Origin of the sequence: Blautia sp. AF14-40 (assembly GCF_003479665.1) — a bacterium.
Lineage (GTDB): Bacteria > Bacillota > Clostridia > Lachnospirales > Lachnospiraceae > Fusicatenibacter > Fusicatenibacter saccharivorans.
In genome coordinates this window covers 15,144-36,086 of the sequence record NZ_QUHK01000028.1, presented here as the reverse complement: position 1 = coordinate 36,086, position 20,943 = coordinate 15,144, and the positions used below count along the sequence as shown (strand labels likewise).

Annotated in this window: 27 protein-coding genes and 2 pseudogenes; all 29 read right to left on the bottom strand. The window is 50.0% G+C overall.

The genetic code is table 11. The annotated features are described in order from the left end of the window. Positions 1–37 precede the first annotated feature (37 nt). A pseudogene (locus tag DWW13_RS15280) lies at positions 38–988 on the bottom strand (type IV secretory system conjugative DNA transfer family protein); the annotation flags it as partial. Then, positions 985–1,455 carry a PcfB family protein gene (locus DWW13_RS15275; protein ID WP_118720492.1) on the bottom strand — a complete coding sequence of 157 codons (471 nt, stop codon included), beginning with the start codon at positions 1,453–1,455 and terminating at the stop codon, positions 985–987. The gene DWW13_RS15275 and the pseudogene DWW13_RS15280, both read right to left, overlap by 4 nt. Before the next feature lie 91 nt (positions 1,456–1,546). After that, positions 1,547–2,596 (bottom strand): hypothetical protein, encoded by a 1,050-nt coding sequence (locus DWW13_RS15270; protein ID WP_050005642.1) that lies wholly within the window; start codon positions 2,594–2,596, stop codon positions 1,547–1,549. 14 nt (positions 2,597–2,610) lie between these two features. Beyond that, positions 2,611–3,324: an antirestriction protein ArdA gene (locus DWW13_RS15265; RefSeq protein ID WP_117482861.1), complete on the bottom strand. Its 714-nt coding sequence runs from the start codon at positions 3,322–3,324 to the stop codon at positions 2,611–2,613. 4 nt (positions 3,325–3,328) lie between these two features. Then, positions 3,329–4,414, bottom strand: a complete 1,086-nt coding sequence (locus tag DWW13_RS15260; protein WP_118720490.1) for a DNA cytosine methyltransferase — start codon at positions 4,412–4,414, stop codon at positions 3,329–3,331. Next, positions 4,401–4,757, bottom strand: a complete 357-nt coding sequence (locus tag DWW13_RS15255; protein WP_003500157.1) for a DUF7768 domain-containing protein — start codon at positions 4,755–4,757, stop codon at positions 4,401–4,403. Before DWW13_RS15255 ends, DWW13_RS15260 begins: the two co-directional genes overlap by 14 nt. Before the next feature lie 309 nt (positions 4,758–5,066). Beyond that, on the bottom strand, positions 5,067–6,440 hold the full coding sequence (locus DWW13_RS15250) for a ParB/RepB/Spo0J family partition protein (RefSeq protein ID WP_330425618.1): 1,374 nt from the start codon (positions 6,438–6,440) through the stop codon (positions 5,067–5,069). Beyond that, a complete protein-coding gene (locus tag DWW13_RS19915; RefSeq protein WP_118720486.1) occupies positions 6,430–6,852 on the bottom strand; it encodes a flavodoxin family protein in 423 nt (140 codons plus the stop codon). Before DWW13_RS19915 ends, DWW13_RS15250 begins: the two co-directional genes overlap by 11 nt. Next, positions 6,849–7,301, bottom strand: a complete 453-nt coding sequence (locus DWW13_RS19500) for a prolyl oligopeptidase family serine peptidase (protein WP_226911624.1) — start codon at positions 7,299–7,301, stop codon at positions 6,849–6,851. The genes DWW13_RS19915 and DWW13_RS19500 overlap by 4 nt, the downstream gene beginning before the upstream one ends. 59 nt (positions 7,302–7,360) lie before the next feature. After that, a complete protein-coding gene (locus DWW13_RS19780) occupies positions 7,361–7,492 on the bottom strand; it encodes a hypothetical protein (RefSeq protein WP_256372848.1) in 132 nt (43 codons plus the stop codon). 134 nt (positions 7,493–7,626) lie between these two features. Next, a complete protein-coding gene (locus DWW13_RS19085; RefSeq protein WP_117760438.1) occupies positions 7,627–7,731 on the bottom strand; it encodes a flavodoxin family protein in 105 nt (34 codons plus the stop codon). Positions 7,732–7,745: 14 nt separating this feature from the next. After that, on the bottom strand, positions 7,746–8,600 hold the full coding sequence (locus DWW13_RS15230) for an aldo/keto reductase (RefSeq protein ID WP_055267130.1): 855 nt from the start codon (positions 8,598–8,600) through the stop codon (positions 7,746–7,748). 223 nt (positions 8,601–8,823) lie between these two features. After that, positions 8,824–9,192: a RibD family protein gene (locus DWW13_RS19495; protein ID WP_226906286.1), complete on the bottom strand. Its 369-nt coding sequence runs from the start codon at positions 9,190–9,192 to the stop codon at positions 8,824–8,826. 338 nt (positions 9,193–9,530) lie between these two features. Next, entirely contained in the window at positions 9,531–9,854 is a 324-nt protein-coding gene (locus DWW13_RS15220) for a carboxymuconolactone decarboxylase family protein (RefSeq protein WP_118601183.1), read from the bottom strand. 25 nt (positions 9,855–9,879) lie between these two features. Further along, entirely contained in the window at positions 9,880–10,275 is a 396-nt protein-coding gene (locus tag DWW13_RS15215) for a cupin domain-containing protein (protein WP_118601182.1), read from the bottom strand. A 13-nt stretch (positions 10,276–10,288) separates the two neighbouring features. Beyond that, the gene (locus tag DWW13_RS15210; RefSeq protein WP_117760441.1) at positions 10,289–10,846 is read right to left on the bottom strand and encodes a flavin reductase family protein; all 558 of its coding nucleotides are present in this window, start codon (positions 10,844–10,846) and stop codon (positions 10,289–10,291) included. Positions 10,847–10,859: 13 nt separating this feature from the next. Next, positions 10,860–11,705, bottom strand: a complete 846-nt coding sequence (locus DWW13_RS15205; RefSeq protein WP_117760442.1) for an aldo/keto reductase — start codon at positions 11,703–11,705, stop codon at positions 10,860–10,862. Positions 11,706–11,781: 76 nt separating this feature from the next. Continuing rightward, positions 11,782–12,144: a nuclear transport factor 2 family protein gene (locus tag DWW13_RS15200; protein ID WP_055267979.1), complete on the bottom strand. Its 363-nt coding sequence runs from the start codon at positions 12,142–12,144 to the stop codon at positions 11,782–11,784. Between the two features lie 17 nt (positions 12,145–12,161). Then, entirely contained in the window at positions 12,162–13,160 is a 999-nt protein-coding gene (locus DWW13_RS15195; RefSeq protein WP_330420930.1) for an aldo/keto reductase, read from the bottom strand. A 197-nt stretch (positions 13,161–13,357) separates the two neighbouring features. Beyond that, complete coding sequence (locus tag DWW13_RS15185; RefSeq protein ID WP_055267973.1) at positions 13,358–13,606, bottom strand: hypothetical protein; 249 nt, start codon at positions 13,604–13,606, stop codon at positions 13,358–13,360. Positions 13,607–13,627: 21 nt separating this feature from the next. Continuing rightward, positions 13,628–14,311 (bottom strand): flavodoxin, encoded by a 684-nt coding sequence (locus DWW13_RS15180; RefSeq protein WP_055267971.1) that lies wholly within the window; start codon positions 14,309–14,311, stop codon positions 13,628–13,630. A gap of 34 nt (positions 14,312–14,345) precedes the next feature. Further along, the gene (locus DWW13_RS15175) at positions 14,346–15,512 is read right to left on the bottom strand and encodes an iron-containing alcohol dehydrogenase (RefSeq protein ID WP_118601178.1); all 1,167 of its coding nucleotides are present in this window, start codon (positions 15,510–15,512) and stop codon (positions 14,346–14,348) included. Between the two features lie 38 nt (positions 15,513–15,550). Further along, positions 15,551–15,871, bottom strand: a complete 321-nt coding sequence (locus DWW13_RS15170) for an alpha/beta hydrolase (RefSeq protein WP_306665732.1) — start codon at positions 15,869–15,871, stop codon at positions 15,551–15,553. A gap of 43 nt (positions 15,872–15,914) precedes the next feature. Further along, entirely contained in the window at positions 15,915–16,121 is a 207-nt protein-coding gene (locus DWW13_RS19190) for a hypothetical protein (protein WP_117760447.1), read from the bottom strand. A gap of 98 nt (positions 16,122–16,219) precedes the next feature. Next, the gene (locus DWW13_RS15160; RefSeq protein ID WP_022462153.1) at positions 16,220–17,119 is read right to left on the bottom strand and encodes a LysR family transcriptional regulator; all 900 of its coding nucleotides are present in this window, start codon (positions 17,117–17,119) and stop codon (positions 16,220–16,222) included. Further along, positions 17,112–17,306, bottom strand: coding sequence for a helix-turn-helix domain-containing protein (locus DWW13_RS15155; RefSeq protein WP_173815393.1), 195 nt, complete (start codon positions 17,304–17,306; stop codon positions 17,112–17,114). Before DWW13_RS15155 ends, DWW13_RS15160 begins: the two co-directional genes overlap by 8 nt. A gap of 137 nt (positions 17,307–17,443) precedes the next feature. Next, a pseudogene (locus DWW13_RS15150) lies at positions 17,444–17,692 on the bottom strand (CHAP domain-containing protein); the annotation flags it as partial. Positions 17,693–17,938: 246 nt separating this feature from the next. Further along, positions 17,939–20,146, bottom strand: a complete 2,208-nt coding sequence (locus DWW13_RS15140) for an FtsX-like permease family protein (protein WP_117760449.1) — start codon at positions 20,144–20,146, stop codon at positions 17,939–17,941. Continuing rightward, entirely contained in the window at positions 20,136–20,903 is a 768-nt protein-coding gene (locus tag DWW13_RS15135; protein WP_117760450.1) for an ABC transporter ATP-binding protein, read from the bottom strand. Before DWW13_RS15135 ends, DWW13_RS15140 begins: the two co-directional genes overlap by 11 nt. Between the last annotated feature and the right edge of the window lie 40 nt (positions 20,904–20,943).

The following is a 20,943-nucleotide window of genomic DNA, read 5'->3' as shown; positions in this document are numbered from 1 at the left end:
CAAAATCATGATTAAGAAGTCACTTAGAGCATATATCACCGCTGGCGAGCTTGTATTTCTTATACTGCCTCACGGCGAAGTGCTGGGGGCTGCGGCGTTCCAGCCCGTCAAACATATAGTCCACCGCATTTTTGAAGGTTTCGTCATCCTCCCGGACTTCCATGCTGTTTATCATTTCCACCAGCGTATTCATGTTGCGTTCTTCTTCCGGCCCCTCAAAGACGATGTAGGCCACAAGGGCGCAGTACAAGAGGGTTTCGGCTTTGGTCCAGAACTCGTCGCCCTCCTTGCCGTCGCCTTTGGTGTTGGCGATCAGGGCGGTAACGAATTTCAAAACATCGCTTTCCGTCTTGATATAGGCCAGCGGATTGTAGTGCATGGATTTTGAAAAGTCGATACTGTTGAACACCCGCACCCTGTATTTCTCCCGTTGCAGAAACCGCCCGCACTGGTCGAGGGTGCCGCCCTTCGGGTCTACCACCACATACGAGGAATGGGCTTGAAGGAGCTGTGGGGTCAGCCAGAACCTTGTCTTGCCCGAACCGGACGAGCCGATGACACAAGCGTTTAGGTTCCGGGCATTGGCGGGTATCTTCGGACGGGTGTTCATGGTAAGGAACTCCGTCCCTGTCAGAATGACATTGTTCTGAAATTTAGGGTCTACAAACGGCTTTATATCCTCCTTTGTTCCAAAGCGGGCAGTGCCGTACTCTGCATCCCGCCGGAATTTTTTCGCCTGCCTGATCTTTGACTGTATCAGCAGATACACCCCAGCCGCACCGGCAAGGCCCACCAGCAGGTCAATACCTCCCAGCCCCGGCCAGTAGGTTTCAAATGCTTTGGGGAAGGTATCGAGCATCCCCATGAGCTTTGTCCCGAAGTCTGTGCCGGAGGCGATCCGGTAGGCCGTCCCGATTTTGGAGAAGAACCAGAACACAAAGAGGTACGGCAGGTTTGGGAGCACATATTTTCTGATCTTGTCACTCAACGTCCGTCCTTCACCGCCTCTCTGGTTCGCTGCTTTTCCTTTGCCTGTGTCCTGATCTGCTCCGTGAATTTCCGAAGCTGGCCGAGGATGGAAGCCTTGTCCTGCTCTTTGTTCAGCACCTTTGCGCTGTACTTCTGGAAGGCCGCCGTGATAGCGTCTGCCTGATTGGCTTTGAAAAACAGCAGGTAATGACCGGGGCTCACTTTATGGAAAGCGTAGTCCACATGGAACTCCTTCGCGATCCGGTCAAAATCCTTTGGAGCTCCCACATAGGGCATGGCACTTTTGCCGCCATAGTGGTTCATCAGCTTTTTCACGCTCTGGCGTCCCTGCGGGGCCAGCGCCTTCTGGTGGTGCTTTTGCAGCGCCCGAACCACCTTGCCAAGAGCGGCAGCCAGCACTTTTCCTGTGAGCTTCGTTGTCCTGATCGAAAGGGCAACCGTTTTTTGGTTTACTTCTTCCTGCATAAAACCTCCTTTCCGTCGGGGTTCCCGCTATCCGGGAGGCCCCCGTACAATCTCGGGGAACAGAAAACCTCGGGCCAATGTGGCCCGAGGCTTACCGCTCGGCATCTCTGCCGGACGGAGCTTTCTTTTCCGGCTCCGTCTGGACTTTTTCGTCCTGTTCCCGCATGGTCTGCAAGATAGAGGGCTTCTTTTGAAGTTGGGAGGGCTTTTCGCCGGACAGCGGCTTGATACATTCCAGACGGTCAGCCGCCCGGATGGCGTTGTCCGTGAGCTGCCTCTGCCATGCGCCCACGCTGGGAGCCCAACGAAAGCCGCTGCTTTTCAGCTCGGCCCGGGTGTCCGCGTCAGGCTTTCCGTCAAAGAACACCTGCAAGCGGTTGTCCTCCCGGTTCATTTCCACACGACCCCCATCGAACTCCCAGCCGGAAAATTCCTGCTGTGCCTGTTTGGAAAGCTGTTCGATACGGGCCTTTACCCGGCGGATCTCCGCATTGTTGTTGGTTAGCTGGTAACTTTCAAAGGGCCTCGGGTCGCTTCGCCAACTTGACGCCATGCTTGCTTTCAGCTTTTCAATCTGGTCCGGCGACAGCAGCGCACAGCCGTCCAGCTTGCCATGCTTGCGGTAATAGGCGTTGACCTCCTTCATAATGAGCTGGGAGCGTTCCAGCCCGTCCAGCTTCTTCTGGAGCTTTTCAATCGCTGCCGGGTCATCGGCGCTGATCCCGCCCATGCCGGTGCTGCGTATCTTATCCAGCAGCCCTTGAATATGCCGCCATTCCTCCATGTTGCTGTCCCGGGCCCGGTTCTGTTTTTCCTTCTTTCCCACCGGGAAATTGGAAGGCCCGGCGATCAGCACAGAGGGAACCCTCGCGTCAATGGCAAAGCCTTGGTTCATGTTTTCGGCCAGCTTGCGGGCGTAGGTGTCTAACAGATGGTCGATCTTCTCATGGTACATGGGGTCCACCCGGGATTTCTGCTTTTCCGCTATGGCGGCGGCCTTGTCCACCATTGCCCGGTATTCCGCCGTTGCGCTCCCTTCCTTGTAGTCGGAAAAGCTGTTCATTTCTTTTGCCCGGCGGGCGGCTCCTTCATTGATAGGGTAATAGTTGATGGTATGCACCTCCTTTATGCTTCGGGCCATGCTGGCCCGAAGTCCTACCGTTCTTCATGGGAAGGCCCCGCCTTGTCCTTTTTCGGAGCGGGTGGGGCTTCTTGAAACTGTTTGAGTGTAGCGAGAATGGAGTGGACAGGCTCGGCCTTTTCAGGATAGGCAAATATCCGGTGTTCCGGCGGAATGTCCTGCGGCCCGTGGTAATACTCCTTGAAGCCCTCCGGGACTGCCGACACATACCCACCGGGAGCAAATACGCCGCCCTCGTTGATACGCACATCCCGTCCGTATGCTTCATAATCGAAGTAGTTCTGAATGTGCTCCGGTATGTCGATGGTCCCAAGCTCGTCGGCGTACAGACGGCCCAGCCCTTCATCATCAGAAATATCCGGGTAAAAGCGGTACAGGTCAAGGTTCTGCGTCAGGTTTATCAAATCCTTCACGCTCCTTGTGTGGTTTCCTAAGACAAGAGCGGCTTCAAAGGTTTCCAGTCCGCCCTTATCCCGTACTTCCAGCAGGGCGTGGCCCAGCTCGTTCAGCTCGTCGATGTTCTCACATTCGTAGAGATGATCGTAGAGCCCCAGCACATCACTGTCAAAGCTGGTAAAGAACACTTCGCTGTACCGTTTCCCGTCTATCCCGATTTTGGCAAGGGCGGCCTGCAACTCCTGTGTCGTCATGGGGAAATGTACCGTTGTCCCTACCTCAATCCCCATTAAGGGGTATAGGGCTGTATTGGTTATATAAGCTTCAAACATGGGCTCATTCCTCCTTTCCGGCCCGGTCAGCCAGCACCTCATAAATCCCGGCCATAATGTAATCGGCACAAGGGAGGGCAATCGCATTTCCCAGCGCCTTGTAGCGTTGCAGAGGCCGGATCTCCACGCCGTCCGCCCCGTACTTTGTCCAGCCCTCCGGCAGCCCCATCAGCCGTTCGCTTTCCGTTTCCGTCAGAAAACGGATACAGCCGCCCTCCGGGTCGCCCTCATACCAGAAGGCAAAGGGCGTTACATCACTGGCTAAAAGAGTGGGAAAAGGGTCAGTTGGTAATCCGAAGCTGTTTCGGAAGGCCGTTTCTTCCTGCCTTTTTGCCGCTCCCCGCATACGGAAGCACTGAAAGGGGTGGATGACTGGTATCTGCCGCCCTGTTTCAAAAGAAGCTGTTCGATCTCCTTCGGCGGCGGCCCGCCCGCCCTCTCCGCAAGGCGGAGGAAGTGGGAGCACTGGACGGGGCTTAAATAGTATGTCTGCGGCACGTCTGCCTCCAAAATCCGCCACGACGAAAATCCGCTGCCTTCGTGCCAGCCTTCGGGTGCCTGCCCAATACTGGGCGTCCATGAGCCGCCAGCACACATCAGGCGTTCCCCCTCGCACCATTCCGGCATTTCCCCATCTTCCCGAAGGAGGCATTGGAACTTCGGTGTCCGAGAAGGCGGATAGGACGGCTCTAAAGTCCATCCGGTCATTTGTAGAAAACGCTCCCATGACGTTTTCCCAAACAGCGATAGCTGGATATAGGTTATCAGTAGCATCCCTCATTTCCTGTATGATACGAAACGCCTGATAGAACAGGCTTGATTTTGCCCCGGCAAGGCCGGAGCGGTTGCCGATCAGAGAAAGGTTCTGACAGGGGGAACCGAAGGTAATTATATGGACAGGTGGGATTTTCCCGCCGTCCACCTTCGTAATATCCCCCAAATGCACCATGTCGGGAAAGTGCCTTTTGGTTATGGAGATGGGCGCTTTTTCAATCTCGCTGGCCCATACCGGACGGATACCGCACCGGGAAGCAGCCAGAGGGAACACGCCGATCCCGTCGAAAAGGCTTCTCAGCTTAATGTCCGGCATGGCCCGGGGTGCCGTGTCCCTTCACGGCAAGCACCCCTTCCAGTGTGGTCGCCGCAATGCCCAGCCGCCCGGCAACCGCAATATCATTTTTTACATCCTCGTCCACAGCGCTGCCGCAGACAATCAGGGTGTGGGAGCGCCGCAGCATATCCCGGCGCATATCAATCCCAGCCTTGTGTTCCTCGGGAACGCTGTCATTCAAAAACAGCGGCAGATACAAGAGCGGGCAGATCGGGGAAAAGCCCGCCTCATAAGCAAGACGGCAGTAGTGGGCCGCCAGCTCCATATCAACATCCGGCTCGCCGCTCCATGCGGCGGTCAGGTATGCTAAAGGTCGTTTCATTGGTTGAGCCTCCATTTCTGTTTTGGTTTAGGGAAAAGCAAGAGTTCGCCCAACCCCTCCGCCCCTTCCCCCGGGAAGGGGAACGGCTCTGGAGAATTTATATCCCCGTCGCTTGACCGGGAAAAAGCATAACCGGGAGAAATCCGTCAAGGGTGCCTCTGGCACCGCCTGCGGCGGCGCTGCCCTTGACTGATTTTCCCGGCTATGCTACGGAATAACTGGCGACGGGGAATAATTTATATCTCCAGAGCTTCGGGGCGCGGGGCAGAGCCCCGCAATCCTCGGGCCATGCTGACCCGAAGTTTGGGCTTACTTTTCCTGTTCGGTTTTCTTCTCCGGCTTTTCATGTTCCTTCTGCTGACCCTTCCAGTCGTCCAGCAGCTTGATGATCTGGTCCTTCATTTCCCTCGGCGTAGTTTCCTTGCCGAAATACTTGCTCAGTTCCGCACCTGTCAAAATCACTTTGTCTACCTCCTTTTTGTCCTCCATCATAATGCCGTCGATCACATCCCCGTTGAGCAGCTTCTTTTCGTCCAGCTCACGCATACGCTTTGCCTGCGCCTGCGAAGGAGAGGACTGCTGGCTGTCAATGGCAACGGCGATATAGTTCTGGTTCTTTTTGCTGACATAGGAAAGCTCCACCGCCGTAGTAAAGCCCAGCTTTTTTTCATCCATCAACTTCATCAGGTCGGGAACCAGCTCATTCAGCCGGATATACCGCTGCACCTGCTTGACCGCCATCTTATTGCGCTCGGCCACGATCTCGTTGGAGCGTTTGCCAGCGTCCTTCGGGTCAATCTGGCCCGAAGTGCGGGAGCCCTGGTGCTTGATAGCTTCAAGCTGCATTTTCAAGGCTTTGGCCCGCTCACTGGGGAGGATTTCTTCACGCTGGTTCAGATTATCCTCGACCATCTGGGTGATGGCTTCATCATCCGTCAGGTTTCGGACGATACAGGGCATATCCGCATATCCGGCAAGCTCGCTGGCTTTCTGGCGGCGGTGGCCGGACACGATCTCATAGCCGCCATCCTCACGGGGACGGACGATAGCGGGCTGGGTCACGCCCTTGTCCTTGACGCTGGACACCATAGCCCGCATTTCTTCATCATCCCGAACCTCAAAGGGATGGTTCTTGAAGGCGTGAAGCTCGTTCAGCTTGATATAGACGATCTGTTCCTTGCCCCGGCGTGGTGCATCCTTCGGTTTTTCGGGTTCCTTCGGAGCGGGAGCGGCCTGTACCGTTGGAGCCGTTTTTTTCTCCGGTTCCTTTTTGACCGCATTTTCCGGTTTCTGTGCGGGAGCTTTGGGCTTCGGGGTTGCGGCCTTGTCCTTATCTGCTTTCGGGGGACGGCCCCGGCGCTTCGGCTGTTCCGGCTCTTTGGGTTTTTCCTCCGCTTTCTTCGGAGCCTCCGGCTGCTTTTCCGGTTTTTCCGTTTTTGCCGGGGCAGGCTTTTCCCCGCTGGGAGCTGCCGCCCGTTCCTCGACCTTCTTTTCCTTCATAATTTCAGCGAAGTTATAGACGGAAACCTGCGGGTTCTTTACCTCCGGTTCCGTCTTTTTTTCCGGCTCCGGAGAAACGGAAACCTTCTCCGGCTCTTTTGGGGGAGCGGGAGGCGTTTCCTTGCCCGGCCCGCTATCCGTTACCGGCTGTTCCGGCGTTTTTGTGGTTTTATCATCTGCCATAAGCATTTACCTCCTGTTTTTTGGCATGAAAAAAGAGGCTCAACTTTTCAGTCAAGCCCCCGTGGGAAGTTCCTCCTTTCTCCGCCATGATACAAAAATACCGCCCGTAGTCTCGTTTGGGCGGTACTTTGTGTAAGATTGGCAGTCCATTATTAAGTTTTTTATTATGTTCCCTTTGTACACCGTTGCAATCCTCTGCCAATGACAAAAAATCGTTTACCGTATCCTCAAACACGCAGCGATTGCGGTCATTGCACTTGTGACAGGCGATACAGCCGGAAATCGGCTTATTGCCAATCCAGAACGTATCGGTATCAATCCCGTTCTGATTGAGTGCCTCCGACACCGCACACAGTGCTGTATAGGTGCAGCCTTCCCGGTGAGGGCTGCCATTTACAAGCAATACCTTCATGATTCATTCTCCTCCTTGGTGTGAGACAAGACCCAGTTTAAAACATCATATTCCCCAAAAACCACATTGCCGCCGCCATGATAATTGCTGGTAACGCCCCGCTGAGCGAACCATTCGTCATTTGGTGTCTGGATCTGAAGAACATTGCTGATCTGCTCCTCGCTCCATCCAGCTTCCTCATAGGCATCATGGAGACTGTTGTAAGCACTCCATGCCCGCTGGGAACCATAATACTCATCATGTTCTGCCATAAAAATATAGACAGCCGTGCCATTTTCCGCAATGGGCGCATAGTCCCCATCCCACTGAGATGCTCCGTGGAGATAGGCTGCATAGAGGTCCGGGCGCATAGATACTGCCTGGGACATGGTTTCCCCGCCAGCGGAATAGCCCGCAGCATACACCCGAGACACATCCACAGAAAAGTTAGCAAGGAAATATTCCGTCAGCTCAATGGCCTACCGAGCCGACGTATCATGCCAATCCGTCAGCTGAGCAGACACAACGATCATATCCTCCTGAAGCTGCGTCCAGCATAGGAACCCATCCCCGTCCAGGTTCGAACCGGAAGATAATATCTGTAATGGATCGTCCCCGTTTCGCCCTCCAGAATCTGTTCTGCAATAATCCCTGTTTTCATGGACGATTTTTCCTCGCCAGAGGAGATGGCACTGGCTGCATCAGTCTCCGGTTTTATTGTTTCCGATGGCTCAGAGGATACTGTTTCTTCCAGATGCACTTCAGCTGAAGGGAAAGCCGTACATCCGGTACTGTCTAAATTTCAGCCAAATCTGCCTTTATGTACTCCGCCATCTGGTGTGCGATTTCTCTGGTATTCCCATTGGAGACAGAGTAGTAAACAACCAGTATCCTGCTCATTGGGCTTTCCCCCTTTATACGATTCGCGTTTTGCCCATATTGGTGAGCATTTCCACTGTGGAAGGATCGTAATGGTCAAAGAACAGACTCTTTCCTTCATCCAGAGTGCGGATGGCCTCCATATCTGCTTCACTCAGGGAGAAGTCAAATACATCCAGGTTCTGTTCCATCCGCTCTTTGTGAGTGGATTTTGGGATCACGACTACATCGGACTGGATCAGAAACCGCAGGGCAGTCTGTGCAGCCGTTTTTCCGTACTTTTCGCCAATTTCAACTAGTACAGGGTTGGTAAAACAGTTTTTCTTCCCTTCGGCAAAGGGGCCCCATGCCTCGTGCTGCACACCGTACTTTTTCATGTATTCGTGCGCAGTTCGCTGTTGCTGAAACACATGGGTTTCCACCTGATTGACCATGGGTGCAATTTCTGCGAACTGACACAGATCGATCAGTCGGTCCGGGTAGAAGTTGGACACGCCAATAGCCCGCAGCTTTCCCTCTTTGTATGCTTCCTCCATGGCTCGGTATGCGCCGTAATAATCTCCAAAAGGCTGATGGATCAGCATCAGGTCAAGGTAGTCGGTTTTCAGCTTGTGCAGGGATTTGTCGATGGATGCCTTTGCCTTTTCATAACTGGCGTTGGACATCCAGATCTTGCTGGTGAGGAACAATTCCTCTCTGGGTACGCCACATTTCTGGATAGCATTGCCTACCGCTTCCTCGTTTCCGTAGGACTGAGCGGTATCAATCGCGCGATACCCAACTGAGATTGCATCCAGTACACAGCGCTCGCATTCTTCGTTCGAGACTTGGAAAACGCCGTATCCCAGTTTTGGCATTTTAACGTTGTTATTCAATAATACATATTCCATCATAGATAACTTCCTTTCTGTGGTTTCACAACACCTCTCCAGGCATTGCCTGGATAATCTTTTGTTTCTGATTCTATTGTAAAGGTTTCTGTAAGATTACAGAAGTCTCGATTCGTTATAAAGTATTAACCTTTAGCTTTCCACTAATACGAAAACAAGGTACCTGTTGAAACAGATACCCTGCCTTGTAAAATCATTCTATTGATTAGACGAATATGCCCGTTTATGGCCGGGTGTAGCGCACCCATAACACATTCGGTACAACTGTCTGCACCTCTTTAAGATGAAATGCAGTCGGTTGCCAGGATGGCAGAAAATCAACTTGGGTAAAGGAACTGACACCGTTGCCGCCGTCGGCTACCGGGGCAATGACTAGACTCAACTCGTCCACCAAATTTTCAGCCAAAAACGATCCATTGACGATCCCGCCGCCCGCCAGCATCAGTTTGTTGATGCCAAACAGTCGATGCAGTTTCTCCAAAAGCAGAGTGCAGTTCAGTCGTTTCTCGCCGGCAAACAGATAGGAAACCCCTTGATTCTGTAAATAAGACATGTATTCTGGAGCCACCTGCTCCGTCAGCGCCTCGATCACATGGGCGGCCCTTTTTTTCGATGGACAATCCGGAATAGGCCAGCTGACCCTGTGGGTCCACTGCAACAATGAAATTGCCCATGGCCTTGCCTGTCGGGTTTACCCAATCCGCTCGGGGCGGAGTGGACATCACAGTGGGTAGCTGCCCCACCTTTCCCTCGGCATATCCCCCCAGCATGGTAGTTGTGCCGTATAAGGTGGCCTGACATCCGTAAAAACTTCGCAGTTCCCCATAGGCTTTTATCGCCGGAACTGTTTCAGGCACACCGAAAAACGTACCGTCAATCTTTCCGTCCAGAGAAGTGAGCATATGGCACACAACAAAAGGGTGTTCCATCTTATTCCTTTCCATAGACATTTTTTGCCATCCGCAGAGCCGCCCACGCCTTGGGCCAGCCAGCATAGAAAGCAAGCTGGGTCAATGCCTCGCTCATCTCGGTGGCGGTTACACCGTTGGCCTTGGCCCGCTCAATATGATGAAGAAGGGATGTATCCAGAATTCCGCTGGCCATCAAGGCGGAGACGGTAATCAGGCTACGGTCACGGGGCGAGAGCTTATCCTCTCGCGACCAAACCTCTCCAAAGAGGACATCATCGTTTAATTCCGCAAATTTAGGGGCAAATTTGCTCATGGCATCTCTGCCTGCTGTTACTTTATCCATGATAATCCCATCCTTTCTATCGGATTTATTTTAATTTAGTATATTCTGCTTCATCTACCGGCTCCAGCCACTCGGCTTTGGAACCTGGAACGGAAATCGCTATATGGGCAAACCAACTGTCAGGAGCCGCCCCATGCCAGTGCTTTACCTCGGGCGGAATGTTAACCACATCTCCAGGGTTCAATTCCTGAGCGGATTTGCCCCACTCCTGATAATAACCCCGACCCGCCGTACAAAGAAGGATCTGACCGCCGTTATGGTGGATGTGCCAGTTGTTCCGGCAACTGGGCTCAAAGGTCACGTTGGAAACAGACACGCCCATATCACTCAGGGGGCACAGATAACTGGCCCCGCTGAAATACTGCCCGGCCACCGTGTTGGGACTGCCCTGCGGGAACAGATTGTGAAATTCCTTATTCATATCATTCGCCCCCTTATTTCAACTTGCCGCCATCGCTGAACGCATTGCCCACACGCTCACCCAGCACATGGTACCCATTGTTGGCTGGCTCAAAAGAGATGGGCTGGAATTTGCTCATATCCAGCTTCCCATCGCTGTCCAATACGCTTTCGTCAATGCTCACATTCACAATCTGACCGATGATGTTGCCGTCCTCGCTCACTTTCAGGAGTTTGCACTCCAGAGCTACCGGCAGCTCATCGATGAGGGGCGCATCCACCGATTCGCTCTTGGTGCAATGGAAGCCAGACTTCTCCATCTTTTTCGGCTCATTATTTGCGGACACCATGCCAACATAGTCCGCAGAAACCGCATGGGCAGCGTCAGCAAAACTGACGGTAAACGCTCCCTTTGCCTGGATATTCTTGGTGGTCTTATGATCAGCGCTCAGACACAGTACTACCTTGTCTGCATCGTACAGGCCGCCCCATGCGGCATTCATGGCATCAGGATTGCCGTTTTCATCATAGGTGCCGATCACAAGCACCGGCAGCGGATAAAACCAGGATTTTGTTCCAAAATTCTTACGCATTGCGAATCCCTCCTTATTTCTGCTCGTCTACAGGCGGAACCATTTCCGCATACTTCTTCAGCATTTCCGGTGTACTGGTGTAATATCGCTTCTGCTTGTCCAAAGCAGTGATTTTAGCCATTTCATCATCTGTCAACGCAAAGTCAAACAGGTTGAAATTGTCTTTGATATGGGCCGGGTTCTTGGAGCCAGGGATCACGATATTGCCGGCCTGAATGTGCCAGCGCAGGATGATCTGGGCATTGCTCTTGCCATACTTTTTGCCAAATTCCGTGAACAACGGTTCCTGGATCAGCGCCTTGTCTCCATGCCCCAGAGGATACCATGCCTGGATGACGATGCCTTCTTTATCCAGAAATGCCTTCAGTTCTTTCTCCTGCGAGTAGGGGTGCACCTCTGTTTGGAGCACGGCAGGCTTTACCTCGCAGATGTCCAGAATCTCCTGCACCTGCTCCGGGGTAAAGTTGGAAAGGCCAATGGCGCGCACCTTGCCCTCTTTGTAGGCTTTCTCCATAAGCCGGTAACCTGCGACATAGTTGCCTGCGGGCTGGTGGATCAGCAGCAGGTCAATGTAGTCGGTTCCCAGGCGCTGGAGCGTTTTTTCTACCGCATCTTCCTGCTCATAAAAACTGGGCCACAGTTTGGTTTCCAGAAAAATCTCATCTCTCGGAATCCCAGATTTCCTCATAGCCCGGCCAACGGCTTTTTCGTTCACATAGGCATTGGCCGTGTCAATCAGGCGGTATCCGCACTGAAGAGCGGAGAGGACGGATGTCTCCGCTTCATCCGGGGTAAGCAAAAAGGTGCCAATGCCTGCCATGGGCATTTTGATTCCGTTGTTCAAAGTTGCGTATTCCATAAATAAATCCTCCTAAAAAGTGATTGCTTATTTGTACCGATACAAACAGTGTTTACCAAAATTTGTGGCTGGCGGTTCAATACACCAATGCCGTAAAGGAAAAAGTGACCAACTTCCACCGTTTTTCATCCTGGGTGTACACTTCCGTCACCATAAAGTGGTGAGTGGTTTCCTTCCCGTCCAGCAGTAGGCTGTAATCGCAGTCAGTAAGCACCACTCCGGTATCTCCAAACAACTCAGCCTTCTGACTGTGGAAGGTAATATTCGTAGGTTGAAAGGCCCCACTGGTGTAAAATTCGATTTCCTTGTCCAGTTTGCAGGTGATGCCAATATGGACAAAGTTGCAGTCAGGATGAGCACAGGCTCGCATCCCCACTTCGTCGGCGTGTTCCATAGCTTCCCAAAACTGCCGAGATATATCAAGTAGCGTTTCGTTCATGAGCATACTCCTTCCGTTTATTTTAAAGGCGTTCCACCGAATACCGCAGACATATCCATATGATCCAGTGCGTCGTCCAGAGCGCGCACCTCACTGGGCGTCAAAAAAACAGATGCGGCCCCAGCATTTTCTTTCATGCGATCTTCCTTGCGAGTGCCAGGGATGGGTACAATCCACGGGTGCTTACACAACATCCAGGCCATGGAGATTTGGGCCGAGGTTGCTCCTTTTTCCGCAGCCATATCTGCGAGCAGTTTCAAAAGTGCGGCATTTTGGTCCACAGCTTTGTCAGTGAACTGGGGCATAGCAGCACGGTAGTCGGTGGCGGCATCAAAGCGCTGCCCCTTGTCATATTGCCCGGTGAGGAAACCATTGGCCATAGGGGAAAAAGCCACCAGGCCCACGTCCAATTCTTCCAAAATGGGGAATAACGGTTCATAATGCCGTGCCATCATAGAGTATCGGTTCTGTACCGCCGTCACCGGGCACACGGCATGAGCCCTCCGCAGGTAGTCTTCATTTGCCTCCGAGATGCCCCAGTGAGTAATTTTGCCTTCCTGGATCAGATCAGCCATCACCTCCGCCACAGTTTCCGGCTCTACGTTGGGGTCGATTCTGTGCTGGAAATACAGGTCAATGTGATCGGTTCCGAGCCGTTTCAAAGATCCTTCCACAGATTTGCGGATGGTCTCCGGGCGGGAATCCGCCACCAGAGGCAATGGAACCTTTCCGCTCTCCTGGTCAAACCGCAGGCCAAATTTCGTGGCGATTACCGTATGATTCTTTACATCTGCCAGTGCCTTGCCCACCAGCGTTTCATTTACATGGGGGGCGTCGGCGGTACCGTACACCTCAGCGGTATCAAAAAAAGTATAGCCCAAGTCAAAGGCGCGACGGATTAGACGGACAGCCTCTGCTTCCTCCGTAGGCGCACCGTAGGCATGAGAAAAGCCCATGCACCCCAGGCCTACAGCAGATACGTTCAAATCAGTGCCAAGTGTTCTCATCTGCATCATCTTTCTCTCCTTTGTGATTCTATTGTAATCCATTGCGAAAAAAACAGAAGTCTCCATTGGTTATGGAGTGATAAGTCAAAGGTTTTAGCTTCTTCGGATTCCGGTATATTTCCTTGAGATTTTCAGAAAAGAGCAGGCTCTCCCCGAAAGCGGAAGAACCTCCTGCTATACGGATAGTCATGAGGCAACCCGTGTTGTTAGTTATCATCTACATCTTCCGGCATAGTGAAATAGGCGATCAGAATATTGCTATCTGAGTTGGGACTGACTGTTTCCTGCTTCATGGTATTGGAAGAGGACTGTGTTGCATCCGAATCTGTTTCCGGGGGCTGGACTGTGGAAGATTCTGTACTTGAAACCTGGTCAGGCCCCGAAGTCTCGCTGCTGCAAGCGGAAAAGCTTAAAAGAAGTATTCCTGCAAGAAAAAAGGGAAAAATACGCTTCATAGGGGTCCTCCTTCCTGATTGTTATGACAGGCTCAGGCTATCCAGCCATTCCTGCATATCGCCCTCACTAACGCTGGAACGGAAACGCATTCCTTCCTGCCAGTCTCCGGTTCCGGCCAGTTCTGCCAGCAGTTGTCCGCTTTCACCCAAACCGGAGCTTGCCGAAGTGGCAAATGGAATCACTGTTTTGCCGGTAAAGTCATTCGCTTCCACAAACGTATCTACCGGCCATGCAGCAATTCCCCACCAGATGGGATAACCGATAAACACAGTATCATAGCTGTCCCAGTTCTCCACCGTGTCGCTCACCAGTTCCACATCCCGCAAAGACTCATCCGCATATTCCTGAGAAACCCGGCTGTCCTCATTGTTGTAGTTCAAATCTTCGTCCGTATAAGGATCAGCAGGTTCCAATTCAAACAGGTCGCCGCCGGTAATATCTGCAATGTAAGTAGCTGCCTGTTCGGTATTGCCAGTAGCAGAGAAGTAGACTACCAGTGTGTTACCAGCCTCCACTTCGGTTTCCCCCTGGAAAGCCGGTTCCTGACTGGCGGCGGTGGACGATGTGTCGCTTGCTTCACCGGATGCAGGGGGAACGGAAGATTCCGGCGTACTGGATTCATTTGTGGAAGATGTGGTGTTTCCACAAGCAGCGAGACTCAACGCCATTGCAAAGCACAAGAAAATTGCAGTCAGTTTTTTCATAATGAGCATTCCTTTCCTGTATTAATCGGGGCTCTTATTCATAGCATTCATGGAAAATTTCCAGAATCTCTTCATGGGTCATAGGCTTATAACTGCCCTGGGAAATACCACAGGAATCAGCGATTTCTTTTAGTTGCCCCTTTTGTGCGCCCAGCTCCTTGAGGGTAGTTGGCAAGCCAATCTCTTGAATGAAGCTGGAAAGGGCATCGATACCGGCCAGAGCCAACGCTTCATCGGATTTTCCATCACGCTCAATTCCCCATACATTTTCGGCAAAACGGACAAACTTGCTTAAGCCTTCCTTATACACATGACGGTAATACACCGGATGGATCACCGCCAGACCACAGCCGTGGTTGCAGTTGGTATAAGCGCCCAGCTGGTGCTCCATGTTGTGACATTCAAAGTCGCACTTTTTTCCCATCTTGATGAGTCGGTTTTCCGCCATGGTGGAATCCCACATCAGATTGGACCGAGCCGTGTAATCCTCCGGGCTGTCCATGGCAACACGCAGATTTCGGATCACACTACGCATCAGTGCCTCCATGATGTCATCGGAAACATTGTCCTCATTGGGCTGGCTGAAATAGGTCTCCATGATGTGGCTGAGGATGTCAAAGCTACCAGATGCCATCTGTTTTTTGGGTACAGAAAAGGTATAGGTGGGGTCCATCAGAGCAAATCGGGGATTGAGAGCCGGATAATCCCGCCCTGTTTTTATCTTTCTCTCTTCATTGGTGATTACCGCGCCGCCGTTGCACTCGCTGCCAGTACCAGCCACAGTAACTACTACACCCAGAGGCAGCGGATCAAAGTCGATGACGCCGGGGTGAGCCCAGAAATCCTCCCAGATGTCCCCGTCATACCGGGCAGCCAGAGAGACAGCTTTGCAGCAGTCCATGGTGCTGCCTCCGCCTACGGCCAGAATCATATCCGCTTGATTGTCCCGTGCCAGCCTCGCACCCTCCTGCACTTTGTCGTAGGTGGGGTTGGACATAATGCCGGAGAACTCCACGATGGTCTTTCCAGCGCCTTTCAGAATGCCTGTGATTTCATCGTAGACACCATTGCGCTTGATGCTGCCGCCGCCATAGGCCAGCAGGATGGTCTGCGCATTTTTTGTCAGACAGGTCAGATATTCCTTCACACAGCCCTTGCCGAAATAGACCTTCGTGCTGTTTTGAAAAATAAAGTTGTTCATATCCATACTTCCTTTCTTAAAATTTCATGAATCATCGGTTACATTTGAGCTTTCCAAAAAGCAACAGCCTCATCAAGCCATCCTTCCGCCACAGTACTGGTTCCCAATCCGAATCCGTGGGGCAGTCCTGGATAATGATGAAACTCCGTTGGAATACCAAGGGTACTCATGGCGGTTAGGCGACGTTCCATGGTTCGCCAGTTTGCAATGCCATCGCTTTCTCCCACACAGGCGAAAGTTGGTGGATCGTTTTCCATATAATCACTGTGGCCCGTGTACTGCATAATTACTGCACTCGGCTGTAGAAGATCATCCCCTCCAAATGCCGCCGGGCCATAGGACCCAAGCCACGCTGCCATACGGGCTCCGGCTGAACCGCCCCAGAGAGAGTATCCTTTCGTATCAACTTCCAGTAAATGGCTCTGTCATTTGATCCTTAGGCGCAAAGCCGGCTGATTCCTGCTGAAAATCTGCATCATCCAAAGATGCGGTGCTCTCTGCCGAGTGAGATTCACCGGAAGAAGTTGTCTCTGTTTGTCCAGGAACCGCACATCCTGTGAAGCACAGCAACAGACAAACCGTAGCTACCAGAATTCCTTGCACCTTCATTTTGTCACCTGCCTCTCTTCCTTTTCTGATTTCATTATAAAAAAAACGAGACTTCCACAGAAGTCTCGTTTCGTTATGTAGTATTTACCTTTTGGTTATCACTTGTCCCGTCCAGTTTCTTTTTGCACCGCCCTTAGAAACTGCTTGACTACAGGGGAAGGATCTGGTGAATGGAGCAGGCCATAGGGAATTGTGTAACTCCAATCCACGGGTAAGATTTTCAAAAGCGGATGGACGTACTGCCACTTGGGCACCGCCATCAGCACACAATCGTTGTTTTCGCACTGGTTAAAGGCATTCACATCGTAAAAGTCAAAATCCACAATTTGGATCTTCGGATGGTTTTTCCAAAGATCATCTCGTAGCAAATCTACATAGTGGCTCCATTCCCGACGCATCATCATGAATTTTTCGCCATACAGATCCTGAACGGTGAGCCTGTCTTTTCCCGCCAGCCGGTGATGAATGGACACCGCCGCGCAGATAGGTTCCTTTGAAATTTCCAACCCGGCACAGCGGCGCAGGTTCAACATTGTTTCATCAAAGATACCCGCTATTACATCAATGTTCTGTCCCAAATTGGCCAGAATCTCCCGGGCGTTCTCAGGTGTATTGTCGAATGGCACCAGTTGGAATTTAACTCCTGGACACTCCTCCTGCAGTTTTGGCCACAGATCCACCAAAACCTGAGCTGGTGTCATGGATGATGTACCGATACGGATGATGTCTTCGCTCTTTTTCATGACATTTTTTGCCCTGGTCACCGAATCTTTGCAATATTGGATGATGTATTTTGCGTCCTGTGCCAAAGATTTACCAGCCTCCGTCAGCTGAAGGCCACGATGGGTGCGCACAAAAAGCTGCAGATCCAGATTTTCCTCCAGCAGATTGATCTGTTTGATGACTGCCGGGGGGGAAATAAACAATTTCTCCGCAGCTTTGTTGAAGCTACCGCATTCCGCTACACACAGGAAGGTTTCCAATTGAGGGTTATACATGGGAAATATCACTCCTTCCTTTTCTGTTTTTTCTTAAATCAGCAGGCTTTTGCGCCTCCTTGGGAATCATCCAGAACCGGCCAAATCTCTGCACGCCTTCGATCCGCCCTTCTTCACAGAGCTTCTGAATCCAGCGTTCTGATATATTCCACCGCTCAGACGCTTCTTTTACCGACATAATATCCATTGTTTCCTCCACGGTTTTCTTATTCCGTTGAAACATCTATGATATTATTATATCCGGATAAACGAAGTCTTTCAACTTGTTTTTTGTGAACCTTTTATGTACCCAGCCAGAAACGGCTGGGTTTTTCTTTTGGTCAGTTAATGCGCCGGGGTTCCGTACCCATAGATTTCATAGTAACCAACCGGGTAACTGTTTTGACGGCAGCTATCGCCGGAGTTACCCTCGATAGTGTAGATGCGGCCATTCTCCACCTTCTCCACGATACCAACATGGTCGGAAGAACCATCCTGGCCGCCATCATCCCAATCGAAAAAGATAATGTCGCCAGGGCGCGGCTCATAGCTGTTGTCCTGCCACAGTCCGCGCTCCTGGAACCACAGCACACCCTGAGATGGTGTTGGCCTGCACGGAGTCCAACAGGTACTCCACGTTCTGAGTGATGGCGGTGGGATATGCGCCGCGCTTACGGAACTGACGCCATGCGGAGTTGAAGAACACACCGCTTTGCTCGTTCTCAAACACCACATGGAACTCGTCAAGGAACACATGGGTGCGCTTGCCTCGTTTCCAGTTGAGGGTAACGCGGTTGAGAATGGTGTCGGTAATGACCAGCAGGCTATAAATTGCACTCACTATGGATTAACAGAACGCCTAAAAATAATCCATGTACTTATGAAGTAACAAATCAATAAAATTGCCAAAATCCCCATTGTTGCCCCTATTTGTAACATCAATGTACTAAACCCAATATAGGCTGAAATTTCTGCTGATATGGTTTGGATAAAGTAAGCTATTACAACAGCAGCTACAATGATTGCTGTGATAATTGGAAGCCCAAACCAAACACTTAATTGTTGCAAGATAAGTTTTCCGATATGCTTTTCTTCCACCCCCAATTTTCGGAGTACAGAGAAACGATACTTATATTGTCCTGCGTCTAAAAGCTGTTGCAGGGAAAGTACCGTAAGACATATAACCATCAGTACGACAGCACCATAAATCATTGCAGTCTGTAAAATAAAGTTATTTGCTATGGAACTATTGATTTGCAGTGTGCTAAAACGCACGCCATAAATAGCCCCGGTTTCTGCCTGCTCGGGATACTTCTCTGTAAAAAGTTTTTCCAGTTTCCTTGCATTTTCATAGGAGATATTTTCCGTTGTTGTAATATATCGGTTTTTTATCACTGGCAACAGCTTTTCACAAATATTGTCTGGAAGTACATACAATACATTTGTATAGGAATTGTACGCTGTTTCTCCAATCGGATCCTCATAATAGGACTGCCCGGAAAGAGTCAATTCTCCTGCGTCTGTCATAATGCTGGTGTGTTCTTTCAAAAAGCTATCCCGCTCTTCCTCGGTGGCGATTGCTTTCCATTGTGTTGTAAATTCATCTTCCTCCAGAGAAATCTGTTCGTAACCCAGCATTTCCCGTATAGTGTTATAATCACTCAAAGAAATTGCTACAATCGGAAAATCATATTTCTGTCTGTTGTGAAAATCATCTTTCTCTGGCAGATATAGATTGAACGTGCAATCATAAACTGTATCTATTTTGTGTTCTGTCAGAAACTCAGTAATAATTTCATAACTGTCTTGCGGCAGATTTTCTTCTTCATATACGTCATTATATCTTGAATATACCTGCACATCATACATAGAGCGCATATCCAAATAACCTGAAGCCCAGCCCGTCAAAATAGGGGCGGCAATAAACATGAAGATTGCAAGGACAAGGGTTATACAAATCAGCGTCATTGTTTTGCTGGTTGTATTTAGTTTTGATATAATTTGCCCGAAAAAGAACAGGTTTTCTCCCTTGTATCTATGTTCCGGCGATTTTACTTTCCATGCTACAATCAAACCACTGGTAAGATAAATGAAGGCACAAATGAAGAAAAGTAAGTCAATCACAACAAAAAGCAGATATTGTTTGAGCGTTCCACCACCTAAAGTCAGATAATATTTATTTGTTAATGCTGCAACGCTGGCTGCTGTAAAAGCATTCAATACAGAACATATCAGCAAACCGGCAATGAAACATTCTCTTTTTTTCTTTCTAATTATGCAAAATATCGACCACAGCAAAGTAAGCAGCGGAAAAAGAATATTTCCCCAAAACATAAGCTGCACCGGAAACGCAAAGCGGGTGTCATAATAAAACCAGACCTTTTGTATTCCTGTAATCAATCCCCATACGGTAAATACTTCAAAGAGGACTACTACAACAGAAATGAAGCGGCTCTTTTTTAGCTCTGGTTCGTTCTCTTTCTCTGCGGAAAGCATATCAATAATTTTTGTTTTCTGAATGGTACGGGTATTGAAAATTCCTACCACAAAAAAACTTGCCACAAAAAATACCACTGTCAACAAAACGGTATCCGGGAATAATGTCCATGAGATTTCATAAGGCTTTCCATAAGCAGTAAGGAGCATTGCGGTAATGAATTGAGAGCAAAATACACCGCAAAAAATACCAATCAAAATGGAAAACATACCCATAATCAGTGTTTCTGCAAAGAAAATCCTGCCAATGGTTTTTTGTTCCATTCCCATAATGGACTGGACAGCAAACTCTTTTTGCTTCCGTCTTAGCATATAATGATTGACGAACCGTATCAAAAATAACAACAGCAATGTTATCATGCAGATTGCAATTTTCATTCCGTCACTTAACAGCGTAAAATCATACTCGCTGCCTATATCCGGGCTATAATAACTACTGGAAATAGACAAGAACGCATAAAACACGGTAACACAGATTGTCATTGTTACAATGTAGACCAGATAGTCTTTTACAGACCGTTTTGCATTTCTGAAAACAAGTTTAGCATACATGGCTCTGTCCCCCTCCGATCATGGTAAGGACATTCAGAATTTTATCAAAAAAATCACTTCTGCTGTCGTTGCCCTTGCGCAGTTCCATAAAGATTTCTCCGTCTTTCAAAAAAAGAATACGGCTGGCATAGCTGGCGGTAAAAGCGTCATGGGTTACCATAAGAATTGTCGCCCTAAGCTGTTCATTGATACTTTGAATGGTAGACAGCAGCATTTGTGAGGAATGGCTGTCTAATGCTCCTGTTGGCTCATCTGCCAATAAGAGTTTCGGATTGTTGATAATTGCTCTTGCACAGGCACAACGCTGTTTTTGACCGCCCGATACCTGATAAGGATATTTGTTTAGCATATCGCTGATATTCAGCTTTCCGGCTATATCCAAAATGCTGGGTTCTACACTCCCGGCAGGGACTTTATTGATTGCTAATGCCAGTGCAATGTTTTCTGAAATTGTCAATGTATCCAGCAGATTGAAGTCTTGAAATACAAAACCTAAATTCTCTCTGCGAAAGCGGGCAAGGGATTTTGGGTTGATTTCCGTTATATCTGTTCCCTCTAAAAAAATATGCCCTGCACTTACGGTATCAATCGTAGAAATACAGTTTAGCAGCGTTGTCTTTCCAGAACCGGACGCACCCATAATTCCGAGAAATTCTCCGGCTTCCACAGAAAAACTAATGTCTTTAATGGCTTTGGTAATATTCCCCTCATTGCCATAATATTTCTGGATATGCTCCAGCTTCAAAATTGTATTCATCGGATAAACCTCCTTAACTGTTCCATACCTATATTGTAAA